A 23,550-nucleotide genomic window follows, 5' to 3' on the forward strand; every position below is an offset into this window, starting at 1 on the left:
ACGGATATGGGTGATTATCCGACCCTTTTAGTACCAGGTTGGGCTAGCTGTTTGTGACATTGACACAAGGTTGTCACTATTTCACTCCATCTTAGTACAGCCTGATGGCTTGATGTCACAGGGTGAAAAAAAAATCACAAAAAGTTCATAAATTAATCGCTAGAGAGTGTATATTAGTTAAGCAGTCAGTAGAACTCTTTGTTTCATTTAAGTTTTTAAGCTTACTACTACGAGGGAGATCAAGATGACAAACGCAAAAACAGCTACACCTGATACAGCCGAGACGCCGCTGAAAACCGGAGCTGAAGCTGAACAAAAGGTGCAGACTGAACAGGCAGTAGTTGAAGATAAATCAGCTGAAGCCGAAGAGTTAATCCGCAAACATAGTTATGCAGCGGCGGGCGTAGGTTTAATTCCTATTCCATGGGTAGATTTTATTGGTTTAACCGCCATTCAAATCAAAATGCTGCACCAGCTATCTGAGACTTATAAAATTGAGTTCTCTGAAGATCGTGGTAAGGCAATCATAGGTTCTTTAATCAGCGGTTTCCTGCCCGTTGCTATAGCACAACCTGTAGCTAGTTTTATTAAAGCAATCCCTTTAATTGGCCAGACCACAGGTGCCATTACTATGTCTATTTTAGGTGGTTCAACAACCTATGCTATTGGCCGGGTGTTTAACCAACATTTTGCATCTGGTGGTACTTTTCTGGATTTGGACCCATCCAAGGTAAAGGCTTACTTTAAGGAACAGTTTGAAGTAGGCAGAAAAGTCACTCAGGCAGCAAAAAAAGAGACCTAATAGCTTTTTTACGTCTTTAATTAAACCCGGACAAAGCTTAGTCGCTACCTCAGGCTCTTCGCTTTGTCTTGTTTATTTCTGATGAAGCAATAAAAACAGCTGCTGTTCTATTTTTAGGCCTGTCCGTTGTTTCTCTGTATTCATCATTGATTTAGTCAATCGGGCTTGTGGACAAACAAGATGGCAAAACTAAACTTTTTCTACGCAGCAACAGTGGGGGCCAGCGCCTTTTTAAGCTTACCCTTAACAGCTCAGACTATAGATATCGATTATCTGAAAACAACAAATCCAGAGTTATACCAGCAGTTAATGGCAGTAGAGTTATGTCGTAAAGAACCAAAAAACAGCTCCTGTCAGGCTAGCGTGCCGGAAAAAACTGCAGCCGTGGTTACCGAACCTCCACCGAAAGCAGCACCAGAAGCTGCCAGACCTGCGGGCAAATGGTGGTATGACAGCGCTTATGATCAGGATGGTCCTGATGATCAGTGGCAACATGCAGTTCAAGTGACAGTTGATCTGGAAGAGATGAGCGGAAATCTTGATGGCGAGCAATTCCATGTCGAAGTAGATTACTTTTCCCGCATCAACACCTGGACTAACTACCTGACGCTGATTTACGAAAAAGATGACGTCAAACAGTCAGGTGTTGTGGCGCTGGACAAAAAACATTACGCCTTTAACTACGGTGGCCGCTACGATTTTAACCAGACCTGGTTTGGACAAGGCGGCTACATCATCGAACAAGATACCAGCCAGTCATTGGACAGTCAGCAAGTGGTCTATGCAGGTGGCGGTATCCATATCCTCGATACGGACAAAGTGAATCTGAGCACCATGCTGGCTTTGGGTAAACAGCATGACAAATTTATCAACGCAGAAGCTGTGGGCATTGATTCACTGGATTATTCAGTCGCTTATTTTGTCGAGCAGCTGTCATGGCATATCAGCCAATCCATCAGCATTAATCAGAGCGTCAGCTGGCTGCATAGCTTAGAGTCGCTACCTGATTTAGGGCCGTCAATGACCAGTGGCGGCACAGCGAATCCTTCGTGCATCAGCCCTATAGTTGCAGGTTCAGATTATTGTGTTGTTGGAAGCGGCAGTAAATCTAAGCTTGAATTCACTCTTGGGCTTGAGTACCAAATTAATGCTTATATTTCACTGCTTTATAATTTCAGTTACGAAAAAGACAACATGCCTTGGGCAGGTGTGGAGGGGACAGATAAAAGCAATAGTCTGAGTGTCAGAGCGCGCTTCCAGTAACTGAAGTATCGACAGTGGATAAGAGAGACGTCATGGATATAATAAAAAATGAAGTTTAATCTGGTTAGTTTTATTCTGAGTAAGCTGGGCAGCAAAAGAAATAAAATTGTGGCCTCCGTCATTTTCGCCGGTATTACCAATGGCATGGTGATGCTGGTGATTAATGATGTTGCAAAAGACTTTAATGAAATCAATGTCAGAAACTTGTTGTTTTTTGCCTTATGCATTTTTGGTTTTATGTATGCAAGACGCTACTCTGAATACAATACTCAGGCCTGTGTACAGTCTGCGATTTCCGAGCGCCATTTAACCATCATAGATAAGTTGCGAAAAAGCTCTCTGAGCCAGTATGAAAAAATTGGCAAAATGAGCGTGATCAGTAACCTGCTCGACAACTCCCAGATTATTTATGAATCCACCCGTATTTTAGTCCACGTCAGTACTGCTGGTGTGATGCTGATTTTCTGTTTTGGCTATATAGCCTGGCTGTCGACTATCGCATTTTGGATGTGTGCCCTGATCCTGACGATAGGCATTTTCACCTATAAAAGAGCACAACGTCAGGTGGTAGAGCTTTATCATCAGTTTCAGGCGAAAGATGCTGAGTTTTTTAACGCTTTGAATCATTTTCTCGACGGCTTTAAAGAGCTGAAAATTTCCAGAGAAAAAAGCAACGATATTTATCTTAATGAATTCAGTGCCAACCTTCATCAATCGGTAGAGTTAAAGCTGAAATCTGAGAAAAAAGTAGTGACCAACACTACTTTTATCCAAAGCCTGTTTTACGTCTTAATGGCCAGCATCGTATTTTTATTACCTCAGTTGGATGAAGCAGAGCCCAGCGTGCTGATGTCTATCACTGCAGTGGTGCTTTTTATGTCTGGCGCTATAGGGCTGTTAGTTGAGGCGATGCCGCTGGTGATGAAGGCAGATATTGCTCTGAGTAATCTGGATAAAATGGAGAGCAGGATCAATCAGGCTCTGGAATGCGAACAGCAGAACAGACCCGGTTACTTTAATGACTTCTCCAGCATCAGGTTAAGTGATTTAAGCTACAACTATCTGGATGAAACTAAAAATAAAATGTTCAGCATAGGGCCTGTTGATCTGACGCTGAATCGCGGTGAAATTATTTTCCTGGTCGGGGGTAATGGAAGTGGAAAAACCACCTTGCTGAAAAACCTCTGTGGTTTATACAGCCCTTCATCCGGCTCCATTCATATTGACGATCGTACCTTGCAGCACGATAGCTATGACGATTTCCGTAATTTGTTTTCTATCGTATTAACTGATTTCCACTTGTTTGAAAAGTTGTATGGTCTGGACAAATACGAAGAGAAAGATGTCAACGATTTACTGGCACGGATGCAGATTGAAAACAAAACCCAGTTTAAAAATGGACGTTTCAGCAGCCTGGATTTATCCACAGGTCAGCGTAAACGTATCGCTTTAATAGTCTCCTTGCTCGAAGACAAACCTATTATGGTGTTTGATGAAGTGGCGGCGGATCAGGACCCTGAATTCAGGGAAGAGTATTACCGGGTCATACTGCCTGAACTGAAAAAACAAAACAAAACCATTATTCTGGTCAGTCATGACGACAGATATTTTGATATGGCCGACACATTAATCAAGCTTGAATATGGAAAAATTGCCAGCATAACCAGGCAGGAGCACGAATGAGACTCAAGATAAAAGCTTTTTTTAACAGTGTCAGCGCCAAAATAGAAGAGTATTTACCTAATATTATTATCACCTGTTTTGTATTGCTGTTTTTATTGGTCTTATTCTGGAACCGTATTTTTATTACCGTTCAGGCCGGTGAAGGTGGGGTGCTGTATAAGCGATTTTCAGGTGGTACTGTAGTGGATGAACTCTATGGTGAGGGGCTGCATTTAATTTACCCCTGGAACATCATGGCCATTTACAACTTACGGGTACAAAATGAGTTGCACGATTTAGATGTACTCACTAAAGAAGGTCTGAAAATCACCATCAAAATGGCCATCCGTTATCATCCGGACCGTAATATGGTGGGCGTGCTGCACAAATATGTAGGTCAGGATTATTTTAAAATTGTGGTCTTGCCGGAAATAGAAGCGACAGTGCGTTCTTATGTGGTAGATGATGATTTAACCAATATTTATGCCACGCTGGCGACAAAATCGACCTTCCAGGAAGCAGTCAACGAAGCCATAGGGCGGGTTGCCAGAAAGTTCGTTACTGTGGATGAGGTGATGATCACAGATATTGTGTTGCCAGAGCAAGTCGATATGGCTATCCAGGAAAAACTAACGCAGCAGCAATTAGCTTTTGCCTATGATTTCCGGATCATCAGAGAAGAAAAAGAAGCAGAGCGTAAACGTGTGGAAGCCGAGGGTGTCAGCAGGTATAACACTATAGTCAATTCAAGCCTTAGTGGTAACGTATTGTTATGGAAGGGGATTGAAGCAACAAAAGATATTGCCAAGTCTGAAAACTCCAAAGTTATTCTTATAGGCCCAGACAGAAACTCTTTGCCTATTATCCTCAACGCTGAAAATGAAAATTTCCGCAAACAATCCCCGCAAGCCTCTGCAGAGTCGGCTGAAGGAACTCAGGACAATACGCCTGCTGCAAAGGCGAATCAGCCATGAAAAAGCAGTTGAGTATGTCTTTTGCTCCTGTTGCCGGAGGGGCGCAATGATGTGGCGATTGTTCTATACGCTGCTGTTTGGCTACCTGCTTTTCGTCGCCTACAGATTTTATATGCATTCTCAACCTGTCACCGCTATTGATCTCAGACAAAACCATCTGGTGCAAAGTGAGGCGCTTGATTTAGCTGTGGTCTGGCCTGAGGGTGAAGATAAAGCCGGTTATGTCAAAGCGGTAAAATTGGTTGTTGAAGCAATGAATGCAGAAGGATTGGGGCGTTGCCAGGTACTGAGCCAGGATACATTGACGCTGGAGGGCAATCAGGAGTGTAAAACTAAAACTCTGGAGCTGAACATCTATGCCGAGCCAGCGGATAGAAATGCTGCTGTGAAACAAGCCAAGACGATAGCTGGCAATCTGAATACATTGGCGGTATTGGGTTACTACCGTTCAGATGCAGCACTTCCTGCCGCTGCCGTTTATGAATACGAAGGGGTGCTGATGCTTTCATCGGGCTCCACTAACGTTAAATTGACTCAGTACGACTTCAAACACATCTTTCGTAATGCTGCAAATGACGATAGCAATGCGGAAATACTGGCAAAATATATTCACGACCAAGGTTATATCAATGTTTATGTGATCTATGAGCGGGATTTATATGGCACAGATTTTTCAAATTATTTTATAGAACATGCTACTGCTATCGGTTTGAGAGTGCCGGCGCATCCCTTTTTTGAAGAAAATACCACCGATTTTTTACCTGTGTTGTCGTCCTTACGCAGTAAAATCAGGCCCATTAATCTGACCGATGAGATTGCCTTACTGCAGGCCAAGTTGCAAAGAGCAAAACGTATTCTGCAGATTGCCCGATTGTCTACGACGGGGGACGACGCCAGCATCATTCAGTTTCTTACCTTTGAGCAAAAACAGAAAAATGGTAACAATAAGTTTTTTGATTCCATGCCCAGAGTGAAACTGCTGCAGTATTTGCAACAGGAGCTGGAGCAAAGTTCTTCAACTGCTTATCTGGAAGCTTTGTTTCACAGTCATCAGAAAGAGCTGAGTTCACTCGCCAGAGAGGAGCAGTATGTAAAACTTGAACAGGTGAATGCTGAATTACAGATGTGGATTGATAGGGTGAAGTCAGTACAAGCCCAGAGTATTTCTCCAGCATCAGCATCACCTCTCCTGGCGAATGAACGCCTGACCATCAGAAAAGTGATCGACTTAGATGCCGATGAGGTGCTGCTTAAATTAGAACAAATGCAGAAACGGGTCAGCAAAATTAAATCAGGCAAGGTAGACGCCATATTTATTGCCGGCTTTACACCTGAAGTCGCTCTGGCTATTTCACAAGCCAGAGGTCTGAACATTGATCTGCCGATTTTTGGTGGTCATCCGCTGATCGATCTAAAAAATCACTGTAAAACACAGAATAACTGTGCCAGCTATGGTGAAGTCTATGCTCTGGAGACTCATGATGCGGACGAATACAGACTGGCGTACAACGCCACTTTGCAAGGAGCAAAACCCACAGAAGTCTGTGCTGAGGGCGAAGAAAACTGCTTGCCTGAGCGTTATGCCTGCCCACATTTTAAAACGGCTTATACAAGATATCAGGGGTTTGCTACGACTTACCAACAAAGGTATGGCATTGAGCCTGACAATTGGGCCATTCAGGGCTATCTTGCTGCCAGTATGATTCAGGAAACACTCAGGGCCTCCCATACATTCGAGCCTGAAGTGATAGCAGATACATTGCTGTACAAGGGTAATAGAGAATTTGCCGATAAAGGGCTAATGTTTAGTTGTAGCAGCCATGGCATCACAGAAGGCGATATTCTGGTTGAGGAAATGAAAATCCACAGACTGGGAGATCTTCTGAAAGGTAGTTAACTAAAAGGAGAGAACTATGTACGTATTAGTTTATTTGTTGTTGTGTGCCGCAGTTGCCTATATGGGCAGAGAGCGTAAATTAGGTTTTTGGGGTTATTTATTCGCCTCCATGTTATTTACTCCGCTTATCGGTGTAGTCTTGTTGCTGGCGTCAGATAAGAAAGTGGCTGTTGCTGGTTAAGACAACATCTTCAACGAAGAAAACAATGTAAGGCGTGGCTCAGGGCATGAGGTTGCAGGACACTAGTTTTTTGTGCTGCACCCGATTAGCCCCTAAGCTGCGCCTTTTTTATTTTCCTTTTGTCTCCTGCCAGGCTTTAACACCAGATCCAGTTCAGTATAAAAGAGGTTCTGGTGCATAGCTTGTTGATGCAGTGATCGGATTTTCTGTTAGAATCGCCTCACTTTAGCGCTCTGTTTAATTGAGACCTCCAGCGCTTATGTTTTTAACTCAATGGACTTTGAATGATTAATTATTTTCGCATTTTGGGCGTGAAATCCAGCGCCAATGAAGACGAGATTAAAAAAGCCTATAAACGTTTATCCAATAAATATCATCCGGATAAACTGCTGAATTTAAGCGATGACGAAAAAGAACAGGCTGGCGCACAATTACAACGGGTAAAAGAAGCCTATGATGTATTGTCTGACGCCAAAAAACGCGCGGCTTTTATTAAAGATTTTAATAATGTGATAGTGCCGGACCCGACCGCAGCGATGAAAGAGCTGTGGGATAGTTATTACCCGTCCGTAAAAGGTTAAAACTCATGAGCAAAACATTCGACAAAAACCGTTTAGAAGCGTTAAAAACAGACGCTTACGAAAACATTGAATCTTATAACGACCCTGATACGCCAAAAGCGCTGGAAAAATTTACCAGCCAAATCAAAAGCATTTTACAGGCCGATCCAAAGATGTTGCATTCAGTGCCTGAATACTTGCCTGTGGCTTTATTCGGCCGGGTGAAATTCACCCCTGAAGCCAATCTGAAATGGTCGGGCTGGCTTGCCAAAAATACCATGCCAGTATGGGATGAGTTTAAAACTTCTGTGGCTTTTAATAATGCCGATTTACCCCTGGTCAAAACCATTCGTGAATTTAACGAAGATTTACTGATCGAAAGCTGTGCTGTACTTTTTATGTTGAATAATCATATTGCTGCAGCGCCAGGCCCACGTAACACAGATGATGACGAAGACGAAGATTCAGACGAGTCTTCTTTCCGTAACGATGCTGATGAAGATTACGAAGGCAATGAAGATGAAGAAGAAGGGTACGATAACCAATACGATGAAATCACTTTTAACCGGGAAGGGCGTTGATGAATAATCTGATTGAAATTGCCGTTGCGGAAATTAAAGAACTCGCCATTGTTGAGCCCAAACAGGCCAGCAAAAAGTTTGAGCTGATGGCCAACACCATGTCGGACGCGCAACTGGTTGAAGTGATTGAAAACATTGATATTGTAACTCTGACCCAAATTAACAGTCAGCACGATATTTCTTTTCCATCCATTATTTCTGAGCTGATGACACCGGAAAAAATCCGCGACATCGTTTGCCAGCAGCCTTTGTACTGGGAAGAGAAAATCAAAAATAATGCGGAAGATTTAAAGCAGCATACCTTTGATTTTTTGACCTACCTGATTCGTACTCAGGACAACGAAACCAAACAGGCTGAAATTCTCGAGGCCATAGCGGAAGATCCGGCGGGTTTGTTTTATTTGTCTATTCCTTTTATCGAGCTGTATCGCGGCGAAGAAGTAGAAGATGAAGACGAAGTGCATGATTTATTGCACGAGGAAGAAGAAGATTTAGAAGAAGCGGTCAGTTACACAGAACGTCATCTGAACGAAGAAGTGCATGGTTTAGGCTATGACGACCCACGCAGTTTATTGGCACTCATTCGCCAGTTGACACCACAGGTTGAACAAGCGATTAAAAATCTGGTGCGTAACGAAAATTCGGGTTGGGAACATATTATCAATAAGTTTGCTGCTGAGCTGGTGATGCAAGCCAAAGAGAAAAACCAATCCACAGACGAATACGCTGAAGTGGACGATATGTTCAGCTTCCTCGATTAAGGCGAAGGGTGAGTAAAGGATCAGTTATGCAGTTAATGGTGCGGGATGCCAATCAGGGGCCGTTTTTAACCAGAGTGTTAAACTATGCCAAAACAGAGCAAAAACTGTCAGAGGCACAGCTGGAGCAGGTCAAAAGCAAAGCTGTACTTATGAGTCTGAAGTTTGCCGATAAGTTTTACAATAAATACAAAATGCACCTGTTAGAACAAGCAGCGCACGACATTATTGGTGTGGCGAGTTTAGGTTTGGCAGAGCTGTCTGATCAGGATTTAGATAAAGCCCTGGCTTTGCTGGTCAGCCCTGAAGGCATAGTCAAACCTTTTCAAAAAGGCTGGAGTATGCTGTCGCAGGTGAGCCAACTTACGCCTAACCGCAAATCCTTGTATGGCGAAGTGGAAGAGCAGTTGCTGCAGGATATCGCCAGTCCTCCGGACATTGAAGAGTGGCAGGGTGTGGCTGTGTATCAGCAGGCACTGCGCGAATCACGTCGCCGTCAGGCCATCAGTGTGGTGAAACAAACCTATTTTTACCATACCCAGCTGGACCCGTTCGAACACTTTAACCTGGAAGATATGCTGGCTGAAGTGGTGCTGTATCGTCTTTGCACTAACGGCGGAAAGGTAAAACAGGACTTGAAGCAGCGGTTACGCGATATCGATTTGGCCGATGAATGGTTTGACATAACCTTTATCAAAGCTCATACCAATCAAGTGCTTAGCTTATTACCAGCTGGTTTTTCTGAAGCTGTATCAGTAGAGCTGGGGGAAAACTTCCACGCTGCTTTAATTCGTACTTTGCAGTTTGCTAAAGGCTATAAAAAGCTATTGGCAGAAAATGCATCGCCAGAGCGCCGTGATGCCTACGAGCATAAACAGGGCATGTTGAATCCACTATTAGGCTGGCCTCAATACATCGAAATGTAATCCCCGTCGTACTTGAAGCCGCAGCTTTGTTGGCTACGAGCTCTCGCCCCAGTCGCATAGGCAACTATGCTCCCGGGGTCTCAATCCCTTGCCGCCGCGCCGCAACATCAATTACTTAGGGGCAAGCCCGTCGTACTTGAAGCCGCAGCTTTGTTGGCTACGAGCTCTCGCCCCAGTCGCATAGGCAACTATGCTCCCGGGGTCTCAATCCCTTGCCGCCGCGCCGCAACATCAATTACTTAGGGGCAAGCCCGTCGTACTTGAAGCTGAAGTAACGGGCTGCATGCTCTGTGTATCAGTTTTGCATCGGGACGGGCGCGGATAAACCGCACCCCTACACGCCGCCTCGCTGCAACATCAATTACTTAGGGGATATGGTGTCTTATAAGGCATTTTAAGTTTTTGGGCACTGCTGCTGTACTGCTTTCCACCAACTGACATGAAGTTTTAATTCTGCTTTTAATTCGGTATTCGATGCTTCGAAGCGCTGCTGAATGCTGTGTGACAAGGCTGTGCCTTGATACAGCTGCTGCAATAGCGGATACAATTGCTGATAAGCACCATCCACCTGAGCGAAATAAAGCTGCACTTTAGCAATAAAATACTGCAGCAAAATGGTATGTAAAATATCTGCTTTGTCTGAGTGTTTAGCTGCCGGGCATATCAAATTCAAATCAACCTGCTCTAACTGCTGATTCAGGCTTTGAAGCCAGTTCTGGCTGAAGCGTAAGCTTTGTTGCACTTGACTCAGCGTATTGGCCTTGTATAAAGCTTCTAACGCCAGTTCAGGGTTAATCTGACTGGCCTTTTGCCAGTTTTGCTCAAGAATATGCTGTTTGAGCCCAAGCAACAAATGCAAAGCCTGCATAGTCTCAACCACACCAGCCACTGAATTGGGTGCTGATAAGGTGCGGGAAGGATGCAGTTGCTGGCGTAAGGTTTCGTCCTGCTGCAGGAAATTCTGCCAGTGTTTATCGATTTGTGCGGTTTTCTCTAAGGCAAGCCCTGAGAGTTTTTTTTGTAGATCAGGTGTTATAGCCGGATTGGTTAAACAAGGCTGCACTTGTTTTAAGAACTCTAATTCATACTTCAGACGCTGGCTTGGGCTCATCACTTTCCCCAGACTGCTATTACGTTCACCCAGCAATAAATCCAGGCCACAAGTTCGTGTAGCTACTAACTCAACCAGAGTAATGCTGGTTTCTGCTATATCTGCTCTGGTCGTTGTGATGGATGGAAGTGGCTGTAAATCCAGAGGCGCTGGGTCCTGGAATTCAAGCTCTAAAGTACGGGCAAGACGAGCCGCATAATCGTCCATTAGGGATAGGGCAGGATCGCTACAGCCGCTTAACACAAAAACCACAGCAACCAGGCTTAGAGCTTTAGTTAGAGGCTGCCGCTTGTTGCTGCTGTAAAATTTTGCCATCTTCAAGTCGCCTGATTTGGTTTTTTAAGATAAGCGCCAGCAGTACAGCAGCGCAGGACAAGCCCACTATAATACCAATCCAAAAGCCATGAGCGCCCATTTTGGGAGTGATCCAGTCGGTTAAACCTAATACAGTGCCCAAACCAAAACCGATCGGCCAATAGGCGATAAAAGTGATAAAAAAGATAGGTTTGGTGTGTTTTAAGCCACGTAAGGCGCAGGCTGACACCACCTGAATTGCGTCTGAGATCTGATAAAAGCAGGCCAGAACCAGAATAGAAGTCGCCACAGCTAATACCGCAGGATCAGTAGAGTAAAGTGACGCCACTAAAAAACGGCCAAAATAAGTCACCAGCGCTATGCCCACCGCCATGATCATCGCCAGTTGCACTGCGGTTGAGACGGCTTTTTTCAGCTCCTGCACATCGTTACTGCCCACCAGATGGCCGACCCGTATTGTGGTTGCCATACCCATACTCATTGGCAACATAAAGACCAAAGCGCTGTAGTTATTGGCAATTTGATGACCGGCCACCACTATGGGGCCTAAATGCACAATCATCAGCGGAATAGAAGAAAACAGCGTCACTTCAAAAAACAACGAAAAGGCAATGGGAGTGCCTATGGCAATGATCTGCCATAAGTCTTTGCGGTTGGGTTTCATAGTGTCAGGCTTTTTCATATAAAGCATGGTACTGCGGCTTCTGAAGGCGTAAATGGTGATAGCGATGAACATCGCCAGAAATACCAGAGAGGTTGCGACACCACAACCCGCGCCACCTAAAGCCGGCATTCCCAGCTTGCCGTAAATAAACACATAGTTGGCCGGAATATTCACCAGAATACCGACAAAGGCTATCCACATGGTGGCTTTGGTATTGCCTATGCCTTCAAACAGGTTACGGAAGATCATATAACCGGCCGCCGGATAAACGCCGAAGCTGACATAGACAAGATAATCTATGGCTTTGTCGCGTAAATTTTCTTCCATCGACAAATACTGCAGCGGAAGATGCACAAACTGCATAGCGATGACAATGACAGTAGCCAGCACCATCGCCAGATAAAAGCCCTGCAGCGCGTTATGCGGAATGGCCTTATGGTTTTTTGCGCCATAGAGCTGCGAAATAATAGGGGTTAAAGCCAGTAATAAACCCTGCAAAGTCAGAATAATAGGCAGCCAAATGGCGGAAGCTACAGCAATGGCCGCCATATCCAGTGCACTGACACGACCTGCCATTATGGTATCTATCACAAACATCATGGTTTGCGTCAGCTGGGCCAGCATGATAGGGCCGGATAACTTCAGAATGGTTTTGGCTTCAAAGCGGGAAAAAGGTAACATAACAACTCTTGTCAGACAGGCGAAAAAACGCCGTAAAGATAACACAGCAGAGGCTTTATGTTTACCGGAATAGTACAGGCAAAAGTTAAAGTCAGTGAAATCAGCGACCAGCAGCAGTTCCGTCGCTTAACTCTTGAAGTCCCTTCGCAGTTACTGCAAAACCTGGAGCGGGGCGCCAGTATCTCAGTCAATGGCACTTGTTTAACGGCCACTGAGTTCAGTCAGGAACAGCCTCCTGCTTCTGGAATAGGCCAGGTCAGCTTTGATGTGATTGATGAAACCTTATCCAAAACCAATTTGGGTGCTTTAACCACAGACTCTGTCGTCAATTTCGAACGATCTTTAACTTTTGGCCGTGAAATTGGCGGGCATTTAGTGTCAGGTCATGTGCATGGCTCTGCTTTGATTCTAGCGGTAGAACAAAGTGGTGCGAACTGGCGGGTTGATATTGAGCTCAAGCCAGAGTTTAAAAACTACGTGTTGAGTAAAGGCTTTATCAGTATTGATGGCATCAGCTTGACAGTGGGTGAAGTGACAGCCACCCGTTTTAGTCTGCATTTAATACCTGAAACCCTCGAAGTGACCACTTTAGGCCAACGCAAAGCGGGCGACAGGGTGAATATCGAACTGGATCAGCAAACCGTGACCATAGTGGATACAGTTGAGCGAGTTCTCGCAGCAAAGTCCTTATAAGGGATTGGTTTATCCCATCCCGCTGATGATGAGGTAAATCTTAATAATACTGCTCATCTTCAGCGTCGATAAACACCTGCACTTTATTATGCAGTTCATCTTTATGGGTTTGCACATGAATAGGGTTGCAGCAGTTGCTGCAATCTTCAATGTCGTCCTGATCTTCGCCGCTGATATCCAACGTAATATGAGTGGGATGGCCACAGAAAGGGCAAAGAATAGTTTTATGCAGTAAGTCCATAGATCCTCCGTTTGCTGGCTTCTGTTGCAGCAGAAGACAGGCGATTGAATTATCTGCAGATCCTTCTGAATAACGCTCCTCTACTTGTATTGAGTGTAGGCGTAAAAAAACCTTCCCGTGAAAAATTGCAGTTTTGTGGCTGAGGTTTAGCCTCTTGTTGCCGATAAAGCGCCGTATCGGTTATGATGCAGCCGCTTTTTGTTAAAAACAGTCACAACTACGTGTTGTACTGCTTTGTTCTACCGCTCGTAAGGTTGAACCGCAAAAAGCATTCCCTGAAATTTAATTGAATCAACACGTGACCCTTGGTATGGGCCACCACTGTGAGGACTTATCATGCCAGTTATTACTTTACCTGACGGTAGTCAGCGCTCATTTGACGCCCCTTTATCTGTATTAGACGTTGCCAAAGACATAGGCCCAGGTCTGGCGAAAGCCACCATAGCCGGCAAAATCAATGGCCAATTGGTAGACGCTTGTGAGCTCATCACTGAAGATGCTTCATTAAGCATTGTCACTGCCAAAGATCAGGAAGGCCTGGAAATTATCCGCCACTCCTGCGCTCATTTATTAGGTCATGCGATTAAGCAGTTATGGCCTAATACCAAAATGGCAATTGGTCCTGTCATCGACAACGGCTTTTATTATGACGTTGATTTAGACCGTCCAATCAGCACTGAAGATTTAGCTCAACTTGAAGAGCGCATGCTGCAACTGGCCAAAACAGAATATGACGTAGTGAAGAAAAAAGTAAGCTGGCAACAGGCTTATGACACCTTCGCTCTGCGTGGCGAAAGCTACAAGATGGAAATCCTCGATCAGAACGTCGCTAAAGACGACCAGCCGGGTTTATACCATCACGAAGAATACATTGACATGTGCCGTGGCCCACACGTGCCAAATATGCGGTTCTGTCAGCACTTTAAAGTGATGAAAGTGGCAGGCGCCTACTGGCGTGGTGATGCGAAAAACAAAATGCTGCAACGTGTATACGGCACAGCATGGGCTGATAAAAAGCAATTAGCGGCTTATTTGCTGCAACTGGAAGAAGCGGAAAAGCGTGACCACCGTAAAATTGGTAAAGCTTTAGGCTTATTCCACTGGCAGGAAGAAGCACCAGGCATGGTGTTCTGGCACAACGACGGCTGGACTATTTTCCGCGAGCTGGAAACTTTTGTCCGTGAAAAGCTGGGCGAATACGATTATCAGGAAGTCAAAGGTCCATTTATGATGGACAAAGTGCTGTGGGAAAAATCCGGTCACTGGGAAAAGTACTCAGACAATATGTTTGTCACCAGTTCTGAAAACCGTGATTACGCCATCAAGCCAATGAACTGTCCTGGCCATGTGCAAATTTTTAACCAGGGCTTAAAGTCGTACCGCGATTTACCATTGCGTATGGCTGAGTTTGGTTGCTGTCACCGTAACGAGCCATCAGGTGGTTTACATGGCCTGATGCGGGTGCGTGGTTTTACTCAGGATGACGCCCATATCTTCTGTACTGAAGATCAGGTGCAGGCTGAAGTATCGGCCTGTATCAAAATGGTATTTGACGTGTACAGCACTTTTGGTTTTAAAGACGTACAGGTGAAATTATCCACCAGGCCGGAAAAACGCATTGGTACCGACGAAATGTGGCACCGTGCTGAGCAGGGGTTAGCAGAAGCTTTAGAAGCCAATGGCATAGCTTTTGACCTGCAACCTGGTGAAGGTGCCTTCTATGGCCCTAAAATTGAATTTACTTTACACGATTGCTTAGGCCGCGCCTGGCAATGTGGTACAGTGCAGCTCGATTTCGCTTTACCGGGTCGTTTAGGTGCAAGTTTTGTTGCTGAAGGCAACGACAGACAAGTGCCAGTGATGATCCACCGTGCGATTTTGGGCTCGCTGGAGCGTTTTATCGGAATTCTGATTGAAGAATATGCAGGCTTTTTTCCAGCCTGGTTGGCCCCAACTCAGGTTGTGGTAATGAATATTACCGATAATCAGGCCGAATATGTGCAGGATTTAGTAAAAACTTTCAAATCTCATGGTATTAGAGCAATTTCTGACTTGAGAAATGAGAAGATAGGCTTTAAAATCCGCGAGCACACGCTACAGCGTGTTCCTTATTTAGTGGTAGTCGGTGACAAAGAAGTTGAAGCCGGTGATATCGCGTTAAGAACACGGAAGGGCGAAGACCTGGGTAAAATGAGTGTAAGCGACTTTGTAACTAAGTTGACCACTGAAATTAAAAACCGGGTCTAATTATTTTCACTCTTGGAGGAACATACTATTAAAGTAGGAAAGAAAACTTTACCGGCGAACAGACCAAACCGTATTAACGAAGAAATCAACGTTAAAGAAGTACGCTTGTTAGGTCTGGAAGGTGAGCAATTAGGTGTAGTAATCACTTCAGAAGCTATTCGTTTAGCAGAAGAAGCAGGCGCTGACTTGGTAGAGATCAGCCCAACCGCTGAACCACCTGTTTGTAAGTTGATGGACTATGGTAAGTTCCTGTTTGAGAAAGGCAAAGCTGCTAAAGAGCAGAAGAAAAAGCAAAAACAGATCCAGATTAAGGAAATAAAATTCCGGCCTGGAACTGATGAAGGCGATTACCAGGTAAAACTACGCAACCTGCGTCGCTTCATTGAAGAGGGTGACAAAGCTAAAGTAACGCTCCGCTACCGTGGTCGTGAAATGGCGCATTTGGACATCGGCATTGAGATGCTTAACCGGATTAAAGAAGATATGACAGATATCGCTATCTGTGAATCTTTCCCAAGCCGTGTTGAGGGTCGCCAGATGGTCATGATGCTGGCCCCAAATAAGAAGTAATAAGAGCTTTCAAGCATAAGATACGCCGCTTGAATAAAGCGGCGTTTTTTATCGCCTTATTATTCGTTGTAATTTAAACAATGCGAGTTATTTAACTATGCCAAAGATGAAAACCAACAAAGGTGCTGCAAAGCGCTTTAAAAAAACCGGCTCAGGCGGTTTTAAACGTAAGCAATCACATCTTCGCCACATTTTGACGAAGAAGTCTTCTAAGCGTAAGCGTCAGTTAGGTCCAAAAACGTTAGTTGCAAAAGTTGACGTGGCTGGTATCGCTCGTTGTCTGCCATACGCATAATATTAGGAGATTTTAAATGCCAAGAGTAAAACGTGGTGTGACAGCTCGCGCTCGTCACAAGAAGGTCTTAAACCAGGCTAAAGGTTACTACGGTGCCCGCAGTCGTGTTTATCGTGTCGCTTTCCAGGCAGTTATTAAAGCTGGCCAATACGCTTACCGCGACCGTCGTCAACGTAAACGTCAATTCCGTCAACTGTGGATCGCGCGTATCAACGCTGCATCTCGTCAGAACGGTTTATCTTACAGCCGCTTCATCGATGGTCTGAAAAGAGCATCTGTTGAAATCGACCGTAAGATCCTGGCTGATATCGCTGTATACGACAAAGGCGCATTTGCTGCTTTAGTCGCTAAGGCAAAAGAAGCTTTAACTGCTTAATTCTTTGAGCAGAGTAAAAGGCCACCTCCGGGTGGCTTTTTTATTTATACCATCCTTGGCGAACACCATGGATGATGTGAGTGAAAAATTGCTCCTCCGTTTTAACTTCATATCTACTTGCAGACTACCTACCTACCTACCTACTTACTTTCGCTGAAAAGTGTCTATAGAATGGCTCTTATAGATTTAAGTTAAGAACAAAAGCTATTGAAAACATGGTGGGTTGAATGAAAAAAATAATTCTCAGTTTAGTAAGTTTCGGATTAGCAGCCTGCGGCATGACGACTCTGCAGCATTATCCAGGCCCTGCGAAGACTAATAATGAGGTAGCTATTCTTAGTATGTGGCTAGATAACCCTGACTATAAAGGGGATTTTTATCCTGCTGATTTGAAAGTAAGTTCGCACAGCATTAATGGAGAGTTATTGCAAAGCAATGAGCAAATAGCAGTTCTACCTGGTGAGTATAGTTTTAAAGTGAAATGTGATTACAAAGGAGCCGTGAAATATCACACCTACCAAATTCGGGCAGAAGCCGGAAAGAACTATGCGGTACTGGTATACGCCAAAGAAAATGAATGCCAATTCCAAAAACTAAATTTATTGATTAACAATGAGCGCTTTGAAGAATTATAAGATCTGAGTAACTCAGTAGCGATTTAGAAAGCGAAGAGTTGATTAAATCGCTGTCCTTACCTTCTGTTTATCCCGTTGATTGGCATAAGGATCACAAAAGGGTAGTTGGCGGGTGAAGTTGGCGATTTGTTGTACTTTGCCGCGTTGTGGCCGCAAGGTGGACCAATAACGGGCGCCGCCTTTGGGGTCTTTGCTCCAGCGTGATTGGCTAATCACGCCGTCGGTTTGAACCCATTTGCTCATGATTTTTACGCCACAGCTTAAATTCACTTTTGGGTCGTGCAGTTGGTGCGGCTGTTTTATATCGCAGGCATAACGGGGCTGATTAGCGCTTTCGTGGGAGATTTGCAATAAACCCCGACTGATCACGCGGCGGCCTTTGCCATCTTTAAATTTTTCCTGATAAAAGGACTGTGGCTTAAAGTTGCTTTCAGGTTTGGCCATAGCGGAAAATAAAGCCACCCAGAATTGATTTCTCTGTTGGTGCGGTAAGCTGGCATACAAGGGGCAAAAATTTTGGATATCGGCTGGAACCAGCTTCACCAGAGGCGATTGGGCTACAGCTTGTTCTGTGATCCGGGTCCAGCTGCCATCGCGGTTTTTTTCCGACCAGGCGGCGTAATCTGAGCTTTTTTGATGGCTGATACTGCCCGCCATGGCAGATGTTGCCGATAAAGCACAAATAGCGGTGAACATAAGTAGGGGGATATTCAATGGCATCTGTTGTTTTTGTTCTTCCGGGTGAATAGGTTTGTATCGGCCTAATTCAGCCAAACTTCAGTTTCAGACTAGTGTTTTGTGGGCTTTGGCTCAAGCTTTTTTTAACTGAAGCAGTGAATAGTTTAAATTCTCTCTGACAAGCAGCTTTGTGCTCTGGCAGAGTGGGGTAAAACCAGATATGGTACTCATATTACGGCATTTTTTTCAGGTGTAGCATGCCACACGATCATTCAAAACCAGAGCATAAAACTCATCAGCATGGCGCTGGCTGTAATCATGACCATGCTGCAGAGCATGACCACAAAGATGAGAACGAGCATTCGCATTCCCATGGCCTTTTTGGTCATCATCACCATCATCACGGTTCTGAGTCAGGCAATATAGCCACCGCTTTTTGGCTGAACTTCTGTTTTACCATTATTGAATTTATCGGCGGCTGGCTGACCAATAGCGTGGCTATTATGGCAGATGCCATGCATGATTTGGGCGATACACTGGCAATAGCTTTTGCCTGGTTTGCCGCTAAAATTGCAGGTAAAGAAGCCAATCCTCGTTACAGTTATGGCTACCGACGCTGGTCCTTGCTGAGTGCTTTGGTGAACAGCGTGATTTTAGTGTTGGGCTCCTGCTGGATTTTATATGAAGCCATACCCCGTTTATGGGAGCCGCAATTACCCCATGCGTTAGGCATGATGGGGCTGGCGGTATTAGGTGTACTGGTCAACGGCGCTGCAGTTTTTAAACTACGAGGCGGTAAAACCCAAAACGAAAAAATTCTGACTTGGCATTTATTGGAAGATGTTTTAGGCTGGTTTGCTGTGTTAGTCGGCTCTATTCTGATTTATTTTACCGACTGGGCCTGGTTAGATCCTGTGTTAAGTATAGGTTTTACCTGTTTTATTCTGATCAATGTCTGGCGTAATTTACGTCGTACTCTGGCTTTATTTTTACAAGTTAGCCCGGATCCAAAACTGGCGGCCAAAATTGAACACCAGCTACAAGACCTTAGTTTTGTGCAGGATGTGCATCATCTGCATTTATGGTCGCTGGACGGCGAAAAGCATGTGTTAACAGCGCATCTGGTATTAAAGGCGGAGACAGCTGCAGAGCAGTTAAAGGCGCATAAAGAACAAATACGGCAGTTGCTCCAGCCTTATCAACTGGAACATACCACCATAGAGTTTGAATTCGATCATGAAGTTTGTCGGGACCAGCACTGAAGGCGGGCTAATCGTAGGGGCCGTGGCTTGTCCCGGCCCGCGTATCGTCACGACGGGTGGGGATAAACCCCACCCCTACAGTTCACCGTCCTGCAGGCTTATTTCATCCAGCGACAGCGAAAAGCTTGGAATAAAGACCTCAAGGAAGTAGTTCACTTCTGGTAAAGCATAGCCCTCTAGTACGTTTTCCAGACGCTTTTTCGCCAGCACAAACTCATGATTACCTGCGGACAGTTCTTCCAGAGTTTTGACATAAGCACAAAGCGTATCAGCCGCTTTGACCAGCAGCTTTTCATCTGCAGAATACTGCTCTGACAGCAGCAAAGACTGATAAAAAGGCTGTAATTTTTCCGGCAACATCGACAGTAGCTTCTGCTCTGCAATACGTTCTATCTTTTTGTATTCTTGCGCAATTTGGGCGTTAAAGTACTTCACAGGTGTAGGTAAGTCCCCGGTCAGGACTTCACTGGCGTCGTGAAACAACGCCAGTGTCGCTACCCGTTCGGGTTGCACTTCACCTGCAAATACTTCGCGGCGGATCAATGCCAGCATATGAGCCACCACAGCCACCTGATGGCTGTGTTCGGCTACATTTTCGGTGTTGACGTTACGCATCAAAGGCCATCTGTTAATCAGCTTCATCCGAAACAGATGAGCGAAAAAATGGCTGGTGTTTTTATCGGTAATCATTGTTGCCTTTTACTACTGTTGATAGCCCGGTAAAAACTGCGCTAAGCGGCCAATGGCCATTTCCAGCTGTTCTTTGTGGGGTAAAAACACAATGCGGAAATGATCCGGTTCTGGCCAGTTAAAAGCACGGCCATGCACCAGCAATACTTTATGCTGACGTAAAAAATCCAGCACCAGTAACTCATCGTCTTTAATTTTAAACTTTTTACGATCCAGTTTAGGAAACAAGTACATAGCGCCTTTAGGTCGTACACAGCTTAAGCCATCAATACTGGTCACCAGTTTGTGAGCTAAATCCATTTGGTCGTACAAACGCCCGCCAGGTATGATCAGCTCATTGATGCTCTGATAACCACCTAAGGCCGTTTGCACTGCATGCTGACAAGGCACGTTGGCACAGAGACGCATAGAGGCCAGAATATTTAAACCTTCAACGTACTGTTTGGCTAAATGTTTAGCACCGGATAATAAAATCCAGCCAACTCTAAAACCGGCGATACGGTAGTTTTTCGATAAGCCGCCAAAAGTCAGCATAAATAAATCGTCGGCTAATGACGCCGTAGTGACATGCTCTGCGCCGTCGTACAAAATTTTGTCATAAATTTCATCACTCAATACCACCAGCTTATGCTCACGGGCAATGGCTAGCAAATCGAGCAAAAAGGCTTTGGAGTACACGGCACCAGTGGGGTTATTTGGGTTGATCAGCACCAGAGCTTTGGTTTTTTTAGTGATTTTTGCACGTATGTCGGCTAAATCAGGAAACCAGTCTGATTGTTCGTCACAGCGGTAATGCACGGCATGACCGCCAGCCAGATTCACTGCCGCTGTCCAGAGTGGGTAATCAGGGGAGGGGATCAACACCTCATCGCCGTTATTCAAAAGTGCCTGCAAGGACATCAGAATAAGCTCTGATACGCCATTACCAATGTACACGTCATCTGCATCTGCACCTAAAATGCCACGTTGCTGATAATACTGTGCCACTGCAACCCGGGCTGGATAGATGCCCTGTGAATCGCTGTAGCCCTGCGCTGTGGGCAGGTTGTGGATCACGTGCTTTAAAATTTCATCCGGCGCTTCAAAACCAAAAGGCGCGGGATTACCAATATTGAGCTTTAAAATACGCTGACCTTCTTCTTCCATCCGCTTGGCTTCACCTGCCACCGGACCCCGAATGTCATAACAAACCCCATCTAATTTTGTCGAGCGCTCTATTGGTTTCATACCGCTACCCTTGTGTCTCCGTCAATTAGTTATGAATATCTTTGCTTACACCTTTTTACACGCCCAGACGTCTTTTGCAAGTATGATTGCAAAAAAAAGCGGCAAAATCAGGAGCTTTATGACAAGTCTGCGAACTATCCCCGTTGGCGCTGTGGTTGGCTGCGAAATTTTTCAGTTTTTTGAGCACACAGGGATTTATATAGGGGAAGGACAAATTGTTGAACTGGCAGGGTCTGGTTTGGTGCGTTCCTTATCCTTTCAGCGATTTTTAGCCGACCGCTCTGGCGCCGAACTGATTTTCGCCACCACTCCTGCAGGTGAGATTATAGGTTGTGAGATTGCGGCCAACAGGGCTATTGAACAGATTTACAGTTATCAGCAGTACGACTTATTGAGGAACAACTGTCACCGCTTTACTTATGCTTGTATCAGCGGTGACTCTTTGCCTTTAACCAGTTTTTTTGATCTAAAAGAAGCTTTGGCAAGGTACTGGCGCTTTACTCCAAACTGGATCCATAAAGCGCCTTAAACCTTGTGTTACTGAGAGCTACTGGTTGTCACGTACTTCAATATCACCCACACCTACATTGGCTTCCAGTTCAGCTTTGCCTGAACCATCCAGCTCGCTTGAACTGGTGATTAATACGCGTTCCTGCTGATAGCGGCCTTTACCACCTTTAATAGAGGTGTCACCTACACCGGCATCGAGTTTGATGGACGCATATAAGCTGGTATCGACTTTGATGTCTATATCACCTACACCGACATCCACTTTGATATCCGAAGTCAGATCAGTCACGTCCACTGCACCTACACCTAAATTGAATGCTGCCGCCATTTCAGCTGGCATTTTCACTGTCCAGCTTTGTTTGACATTGTCGTCATCTTCCAGCTCGACCTTCAGTCGCAGAGTTGAACCTTTTTCACGCAGCTTGATGCTGGCGTCTGATATATCGCTGCTACGGCCTAACCAGTTTTTGTCAGCTTCCAGCTCTACCACTAAGCTGATTTCAGTTCCTTCCACTACTTTGACATCAATTTCGCCTACTGGAACGTCCAGTACCAGCCTGGTAAAGCTTTTTGCATCTATAGTTTTTTCCAGTACTTTGACATCATCAGCTACTGCTGTTGTTGCAGATAAAGCCATAACCAGAGCAGAAATTAAAGTAAGTTGACGCATGGTATTCTCCTTTTTTCATAGTTATAGCGGATTATGCAGTTTCCTTGCCAACTAATTTTTCATTTAAAAACAATTGATTACGTTTTTCTTCTGTGGGTTGTCTAATTATTCAGGCCATTTTGTGGTCGAAACTACCAACAGATCTGGTTAGAATACGCAGCATTATGGTTTTGCTCACTAAGTGACAGGATCGGATAAAGGCGAAATCAGGGTATCGCATGAAAAAAACAGAATTGAGTTTTTGGTTAGTGTTATGGGCTGTTGTGCTGTATGCCGCCGCTTACCCATGGCTAAAACCAGCTCCTGTTGAAGACATAGCTGCTTTAGCCGACTGGCAAATGCCGTCAAAGTTAGAGGCTCTGGATGCAGCTGATCAACGTAAGCTGTTAAAACGATTGGCTTATCCTGTGGCTATGCCTGAATTATTGCCAGTACCAGACTTTGAACAGTACAAAGATGTGGTCAAAAAGAAAAAAGCGTTTTTTGACTATTTATTGCCTTTTATTGAGCGCGAAAACGCCCGTTTGCTGCATATTCGCCAGCATATTCTGGATGTACAACAAAAACATCAGCAGCAAGAACTTAGTGTTGAAGAATATGCTTTTATTTACAGCCTGTATGACGAATTTAAGCTGGATTACCCTGAGGTTGATGCAGAAGGCTTTCGTTTATTGTTAAGCCGGGTGGATGCTATACCGGCAGATTTAGTGCTTATTCAGGCGGCAAAAGAATCAGGGTGGGGCACAAGTCGCTTTGCTCTGGAAGCTTATAACTTTTTCGGTCAGTGGTGTTTCAGAGCGGGCTGTGGTGTGGTGCCGCAAAAACGCAGTGCAGGTAAATACCATGAGGTGGCGGTATTTCCTCATGTAGCCGCAGCTATTAACAGTTACTTTTACAACCTGAACACCTTTTATGTGTATGAAGATTTACGTCAAATCAGGGCAAAACGCCGCGCTGAAGGCGAAGTAGCCGGGCATCATCTGGTGACAGGGTTGATCCGGTATTCAGAGCGTGGTCAGGATTATGTCAACGAAATCCATATCATGCTCAAAGCCAATACTAAACATATCGATAGCTAATA

26 protein-coding genes are annotated in these 23,550 nt (G+C 44.9%); 19 read left to right on the plus strand and 7 right to left on the minus strand.

Going from position 1 to position 23,550, the window contains the following annotated elements:
• Positions 1-244: 244 nt before the first annotated feature.
• The 10 genes from RHEIN_RS09115 to atcC all read left to right on the plus strand — a co-directional run bounded on the left by RHEIN_RS09115 (position 245) and on the right by atcC (position 9,604).
• A complete protein-coding gene (locus RHEIN_RS09115; protein ID WP_008898690.1) occupies positions 245-802 on the plus strand; it encodes a YcjF family protein in 558 nt (185 codons plus the stop codon).
• A 180-nt stretch (positions 803-982) separates the two neighbouring features.
• Complete coding sequence (locus RHEIN_RS09120) at positions 983-2,065, plus strand: DUF481 domain-containing protein (RefSeq protein ID WP_008898691.1); 1,083 nt, start codon at positions 983-985, stop codon at positions 2,063-2,065.
• Positions 2,066-2,113: 48 nt separating this feature from the next.
• A complete protein-coding gene (locus RHEIN_RS09125) occupies positions 2,114-3,748 on the plus strand; it encodes a cyclic peptide export ABC transporter (protein ID WP_008898692.1) in 1,635 nt (544 codons plus the stop codon).
• The gene (locus RHEIN_RS09130; RefSeq protein ID WP_008898693.1) at positions 3,745-4,701 is read left to right on the plus strand and encodes a prohibitin family protein; all 957 of its coding nucleotides are present in this window, start codon (positions 3,745-3,747) and stop codon (positions 4,699-4,701) included. Before RHEIN_RS09125 ends, RHEIN_RS09130 begins: the two co-directional genes overlap by 4 nt.
• A gap of 112 nt (positions 4,702-4,813) precedes the next feature.
• A complete protein-coding gene (locus tag RHEIN_RS09135; protein WP_158005477.1) occupies positions 4,814-6,598 on the plus strand; it encodes an ABC transporter substrate-binding protein in 1,785 nt (594 codons plus the stop codon).
• Positions 6,599-6,614: 16 nt separating this feature from the next.
• On the plus strand, positions 6,615-6,779 hold the full coding sequence (locus RHEIN_RS21105; RefSeq protein WP_008898695.1) for a hypothetical protein: 165 nt from the start codon (positions 6,615-6,617) through the stop codon (positions 6,777-6,779).
• 284 nt (positions 6,780-7,063) lie between these two features.
• Complete coding sequence (gene atcJ / locus RHEIN_RS09140) at positions 7,064-7,360, plus strand: cold adaptation protein ActJcold adaptation protein ActJ (protein WP_008898696.1); 297 nt, start codon at positions 7,064-7,066, stop codon at positions 7,358-7,360.
• Positions 7,361-7,365: 5 nt separating this feature from the next.
• Positions 7,366-7,920: a cold adaptation protein AtcA gene (gene atcA, locus RHEIN_RS09145; protein WP_008898697.1), complete on the plus strand. Its 555-nt coding sequence runs from the start codon at positions 7,366-7,368 to the stop codon at positions 7,918-7,920.
• The gene (atcB, locus tag RHEIN_RS09150; protein ID WP_008898698.1) at positions 7,920-8,681 is read left to right on the plus strand and encodes a cold adaptation protein AtcB; all 762 of its coding nucleotides are present in this window, start codon (positions 7,920-7,922) and stop codon (positions 8,679-8,681) included. Before atcA ends, atcB begins: the two co-directional genes overlap by 1 nt.
• Before the next feature lie 26 nt (positions 8,682-8,707).
• Positions 8,708-9,604, plus strand: a complete 897-nt coding sequence (gene atcC, locus RHEIN_RS09155) for a cold adaptation protein AtcC (RefSeq protein ID WP_008898699.1) — start codon at positions 8,708-8,710, stop codon at positions 9,602-9,604.
• A gap of 394 nt (positions 9,605-9,998) precedes the next feature.
• Here the strand turns inward: atcC and RHEIN_RS09160 are convergent, their stop codons facing one another.
• Both RHEIN_RS09160 and RHEIN_RS09165 read right to left on the minus strand, forming a co-directional pair.
• Positions 9,999-11,030 carry a DUF3080 family protein gene (locus RHEIN_RS09160; protein WP_008898700.1) on the minus strand — a complete coding sequence of 344 codons (1,032 nt, stop codon included), beginning with the start codon at positions 11,028-11,030 and terminating at the stop codon, positions 9,999-10,001.
• Complete coding sequence (locus tag RHEIN_RS09165; RefSeq protein WP_008898701.1) at positions 10,987-12,375, minus strand: MATE family efflux transporter; 1,389 nt, start codon at positions 12,373-12,375, stop codon at positions 10,987-10,989. The genes RHEIN_RS09160 and RHEIN_RS09165 overlap by 44 nt, the downstream gene beginning before the upstream one ends.
• Positions 12,376-12,432: 57 nt before the next feature.
• On the opposite strand from RHEIN_RS09165, the gene RHEIN_RS09170 reads away from it, so the two are divergent.
• Positions 12,433-13,068, plus strand: coding sequence for a riboflavin synthase (locus tag RHEIN_RS09170; RefSeq protein ID WP_008898702.1), 636 nt, complete (start codon positions 12,433-12,435; stop codon positions 13,066-13,068).
• A gap of 40 nt (positions 13,069-13,108) precedes the next feature.
• Here the strand turns inward: RHEIN_RS09170 and RHEIN_RS09175 are convergent, their stop codons facing one another.
• Positions 13,109-13,309: a CPXCG motif-containing cysteine-rich protein gene (locus tag RHEIN_RS09175; RefSeq protein WP_008898703.1), complete on the minus strand. Its 201-nt coding sequence runs from the start codon at positions 13,307-13,309 to the stop codon at positions 13,109-13,111.
• A gap of 336 nt (positions 13,310-13,645) precedes the next feature.
• Between RHEIN_RS09175 and thrS the strand changes: the two genes are divergently transcribed.
• From thrS to RHEIN_RS09200, 5 genes are all read left to right on the plus strand, one after another.
• Positions 13,646-15,556: a threonine--tRNA ligase gene (gene thrS, locus RHEIN_RS09180; RefSeq protein WP_008898704.1), complete on the plus strand. Its 1,911-nt coding sequence runs from the start codon at positions 13,646-13,648 to the stop codon at positions 15,554-15,556.
• Positions 15,557-15,568: 12 nt separating this feature from the next.
• The gene (gene infC, locus RHEIN_RS09185; protein ID WP_086003567.1) at positions 15,569-16,126 is read left to right on the plus strand and encodes a translation initiation factor IF-3; all 558 of its coding nucleotides are present in this window, start codon (positions 15,569-15,571) and stop codon (positions 16,124-16,126) included.
• Positions 16,127-16,223: 97 nt separating this feature from the next.
• Positions 16,224-16,421, plus strand: a complete 198-nt coding sequence (gene rpmI, locus RHEIN_RS09190) for a 50S ribosomal protein L35 (protein ID WP_040554869.1) — start codon at positions 16,224-16,226, stop codon at positions 16,419-16,421.
• A 16-nt stretch (positions 16,422-16,437) separates the two neighbouring features.
• Positions 16,438-16,797, plus strand: a complete 360-nt coding sequence (gene rplT / locus RHEIN_RS09195) for a 50S ribosomal protein L20 (protein ID WP_008898705.1) — start codon at positions 16,438-16,440, stop codon at positions 16,795-16,797.
• A 227-nt stretch (positions 16,798-17,024) separates the two neighbouring features.
• Positions 17,025-17,432 (plus strand): hypothetical protein, encoded by a 408-nt coding sequence (locus RHEIN_RS09200; RefSeq protein WP_008898706.1) that lies wholly within the window; start codon positions 17,025-17,027, stop codon positions 17,430-17,432.
• Positions 17,433-17,474: 42 nt separating this feature from the next.
• Here RHEIN_RS09200 and RHEIN_RS09205 read toward each other — a convergent pair whose 3' ends face one another.
• Positions 17,475-18,206 carry a transglycosylase SLT domain-containing protein gene (locus tag RHEIN_RS09205; protein WP_139056441.1) on the minus strand — a complete coding sequence of 244 codons (732 nt, stop codon included), beginning with the start codon at positions 18,204-18,206 and terminating at the stop codon, positions 17,475-17,477.
• A 161-nt stretch (positions 18,207-18,367) separates the two neighbouring features.
• Here RHEIN_RS09205 and RHEIN_RS09210 point away from each other — a divergent pair, with 161 nt between their 5' ends.
• Complete coding sequence (locus tag RHEIN_RS09210) at positions 18,368-19,372, plus strand: cation diffusion facilitator family transporter (RefSeq protein WP_008898708.1); 1,005 nt, start codon at positions 18,368-18,370, stop codon at positions 19,370-19,372.
• A 75-nt stretch (positions 19,373-19,447) separates the two neighbouring features.
• Here the strand turns inward: RHEIN_RS09210 and yfbR are convergent, their stop codons facing one another.
• Together yfbR and RHEIN_RS09220 are read right to left on the minus strand one after the other, a co-directional pair.
• Entirely contained in the window at positions 19,448-20,062 is a 615-nt protein-coding gene (gene yfbR, locus RHEIN_RS09215; RefSeq protein WP_008898709.1) for a 5'-deoxynucleotidase, read from the minus strand.
• 12 nt (positions 20,063-20,074) lie between these two features.
• Complete coding sequence (locus RHEIN_RS09220) at positions 20,075-21,289, minus strand: pyridoxal phosphate-dependent aminotransferase (protein WP_008898710.1); 1,215 nt, start codon at positions 21,287-21,289, stop codon at positions 20,075-20,077.
• A gap of 118 nt (positions 21,290-21,407) precedes the next feature.
• Here RHEIN_RS09220 and RHEIN_RS09225 point away from each other — a divergent pair, with 118 nt between their 5' ends.
• Positions 21,408-21,818: a hypothetical protein gene (locus RHEIN_RS09225; RefSeq protein WP_008898711.1), complete on the plus strand. Its 411-nt coding sequence runs from the start codon at positions 21,408-21,410 to the stop codon at positions 21,816-21,818.
• Positions 21,819-21,836: 18 nt separating this feature from the next.
• On the opposite strand, the gene RHEIN_RS09230 is transcribed toward RHEIN_RS09225, so the two are convergent.
• A complete protein-coding gene (locus RHEIN_RS09230) occupies positions 21,837-22,469 on the minus strand; it encodes a hypothetical protein (protein ID WP_008898712.1) in 633 nt (210 codons plus the stop codon).
• Between the two features lie 218 nt (positions 22,470-22,687).
• Between RHEIN_RS09230 and RHEIN_RS09235 the strand changes: the two genes are divergently transcribed.
• A complete protein-coding gene (locus tag RHEIN_RS09235; protein WP_008898713.1) occupies positions 22,688-23,548 on the plus strand; it encodes a glucosaminidase domain-containing protein in 861 nt (286 codons plus the stop codon).
• The last annotated feature ends 2 nt before the right edge of the window (positions 23,549-23,550 follow it).

Origin of the sequence: Rheinheimera sp. A13L (genome assembly GCF_000217935.1) — a bacterium.
Classification (GTDB): domain Bacteria; phylum Pseudomonadota; class Gammaproteobacteria; order Enterobacterales; family Alteromonadaceae; genus Pararheinheimera.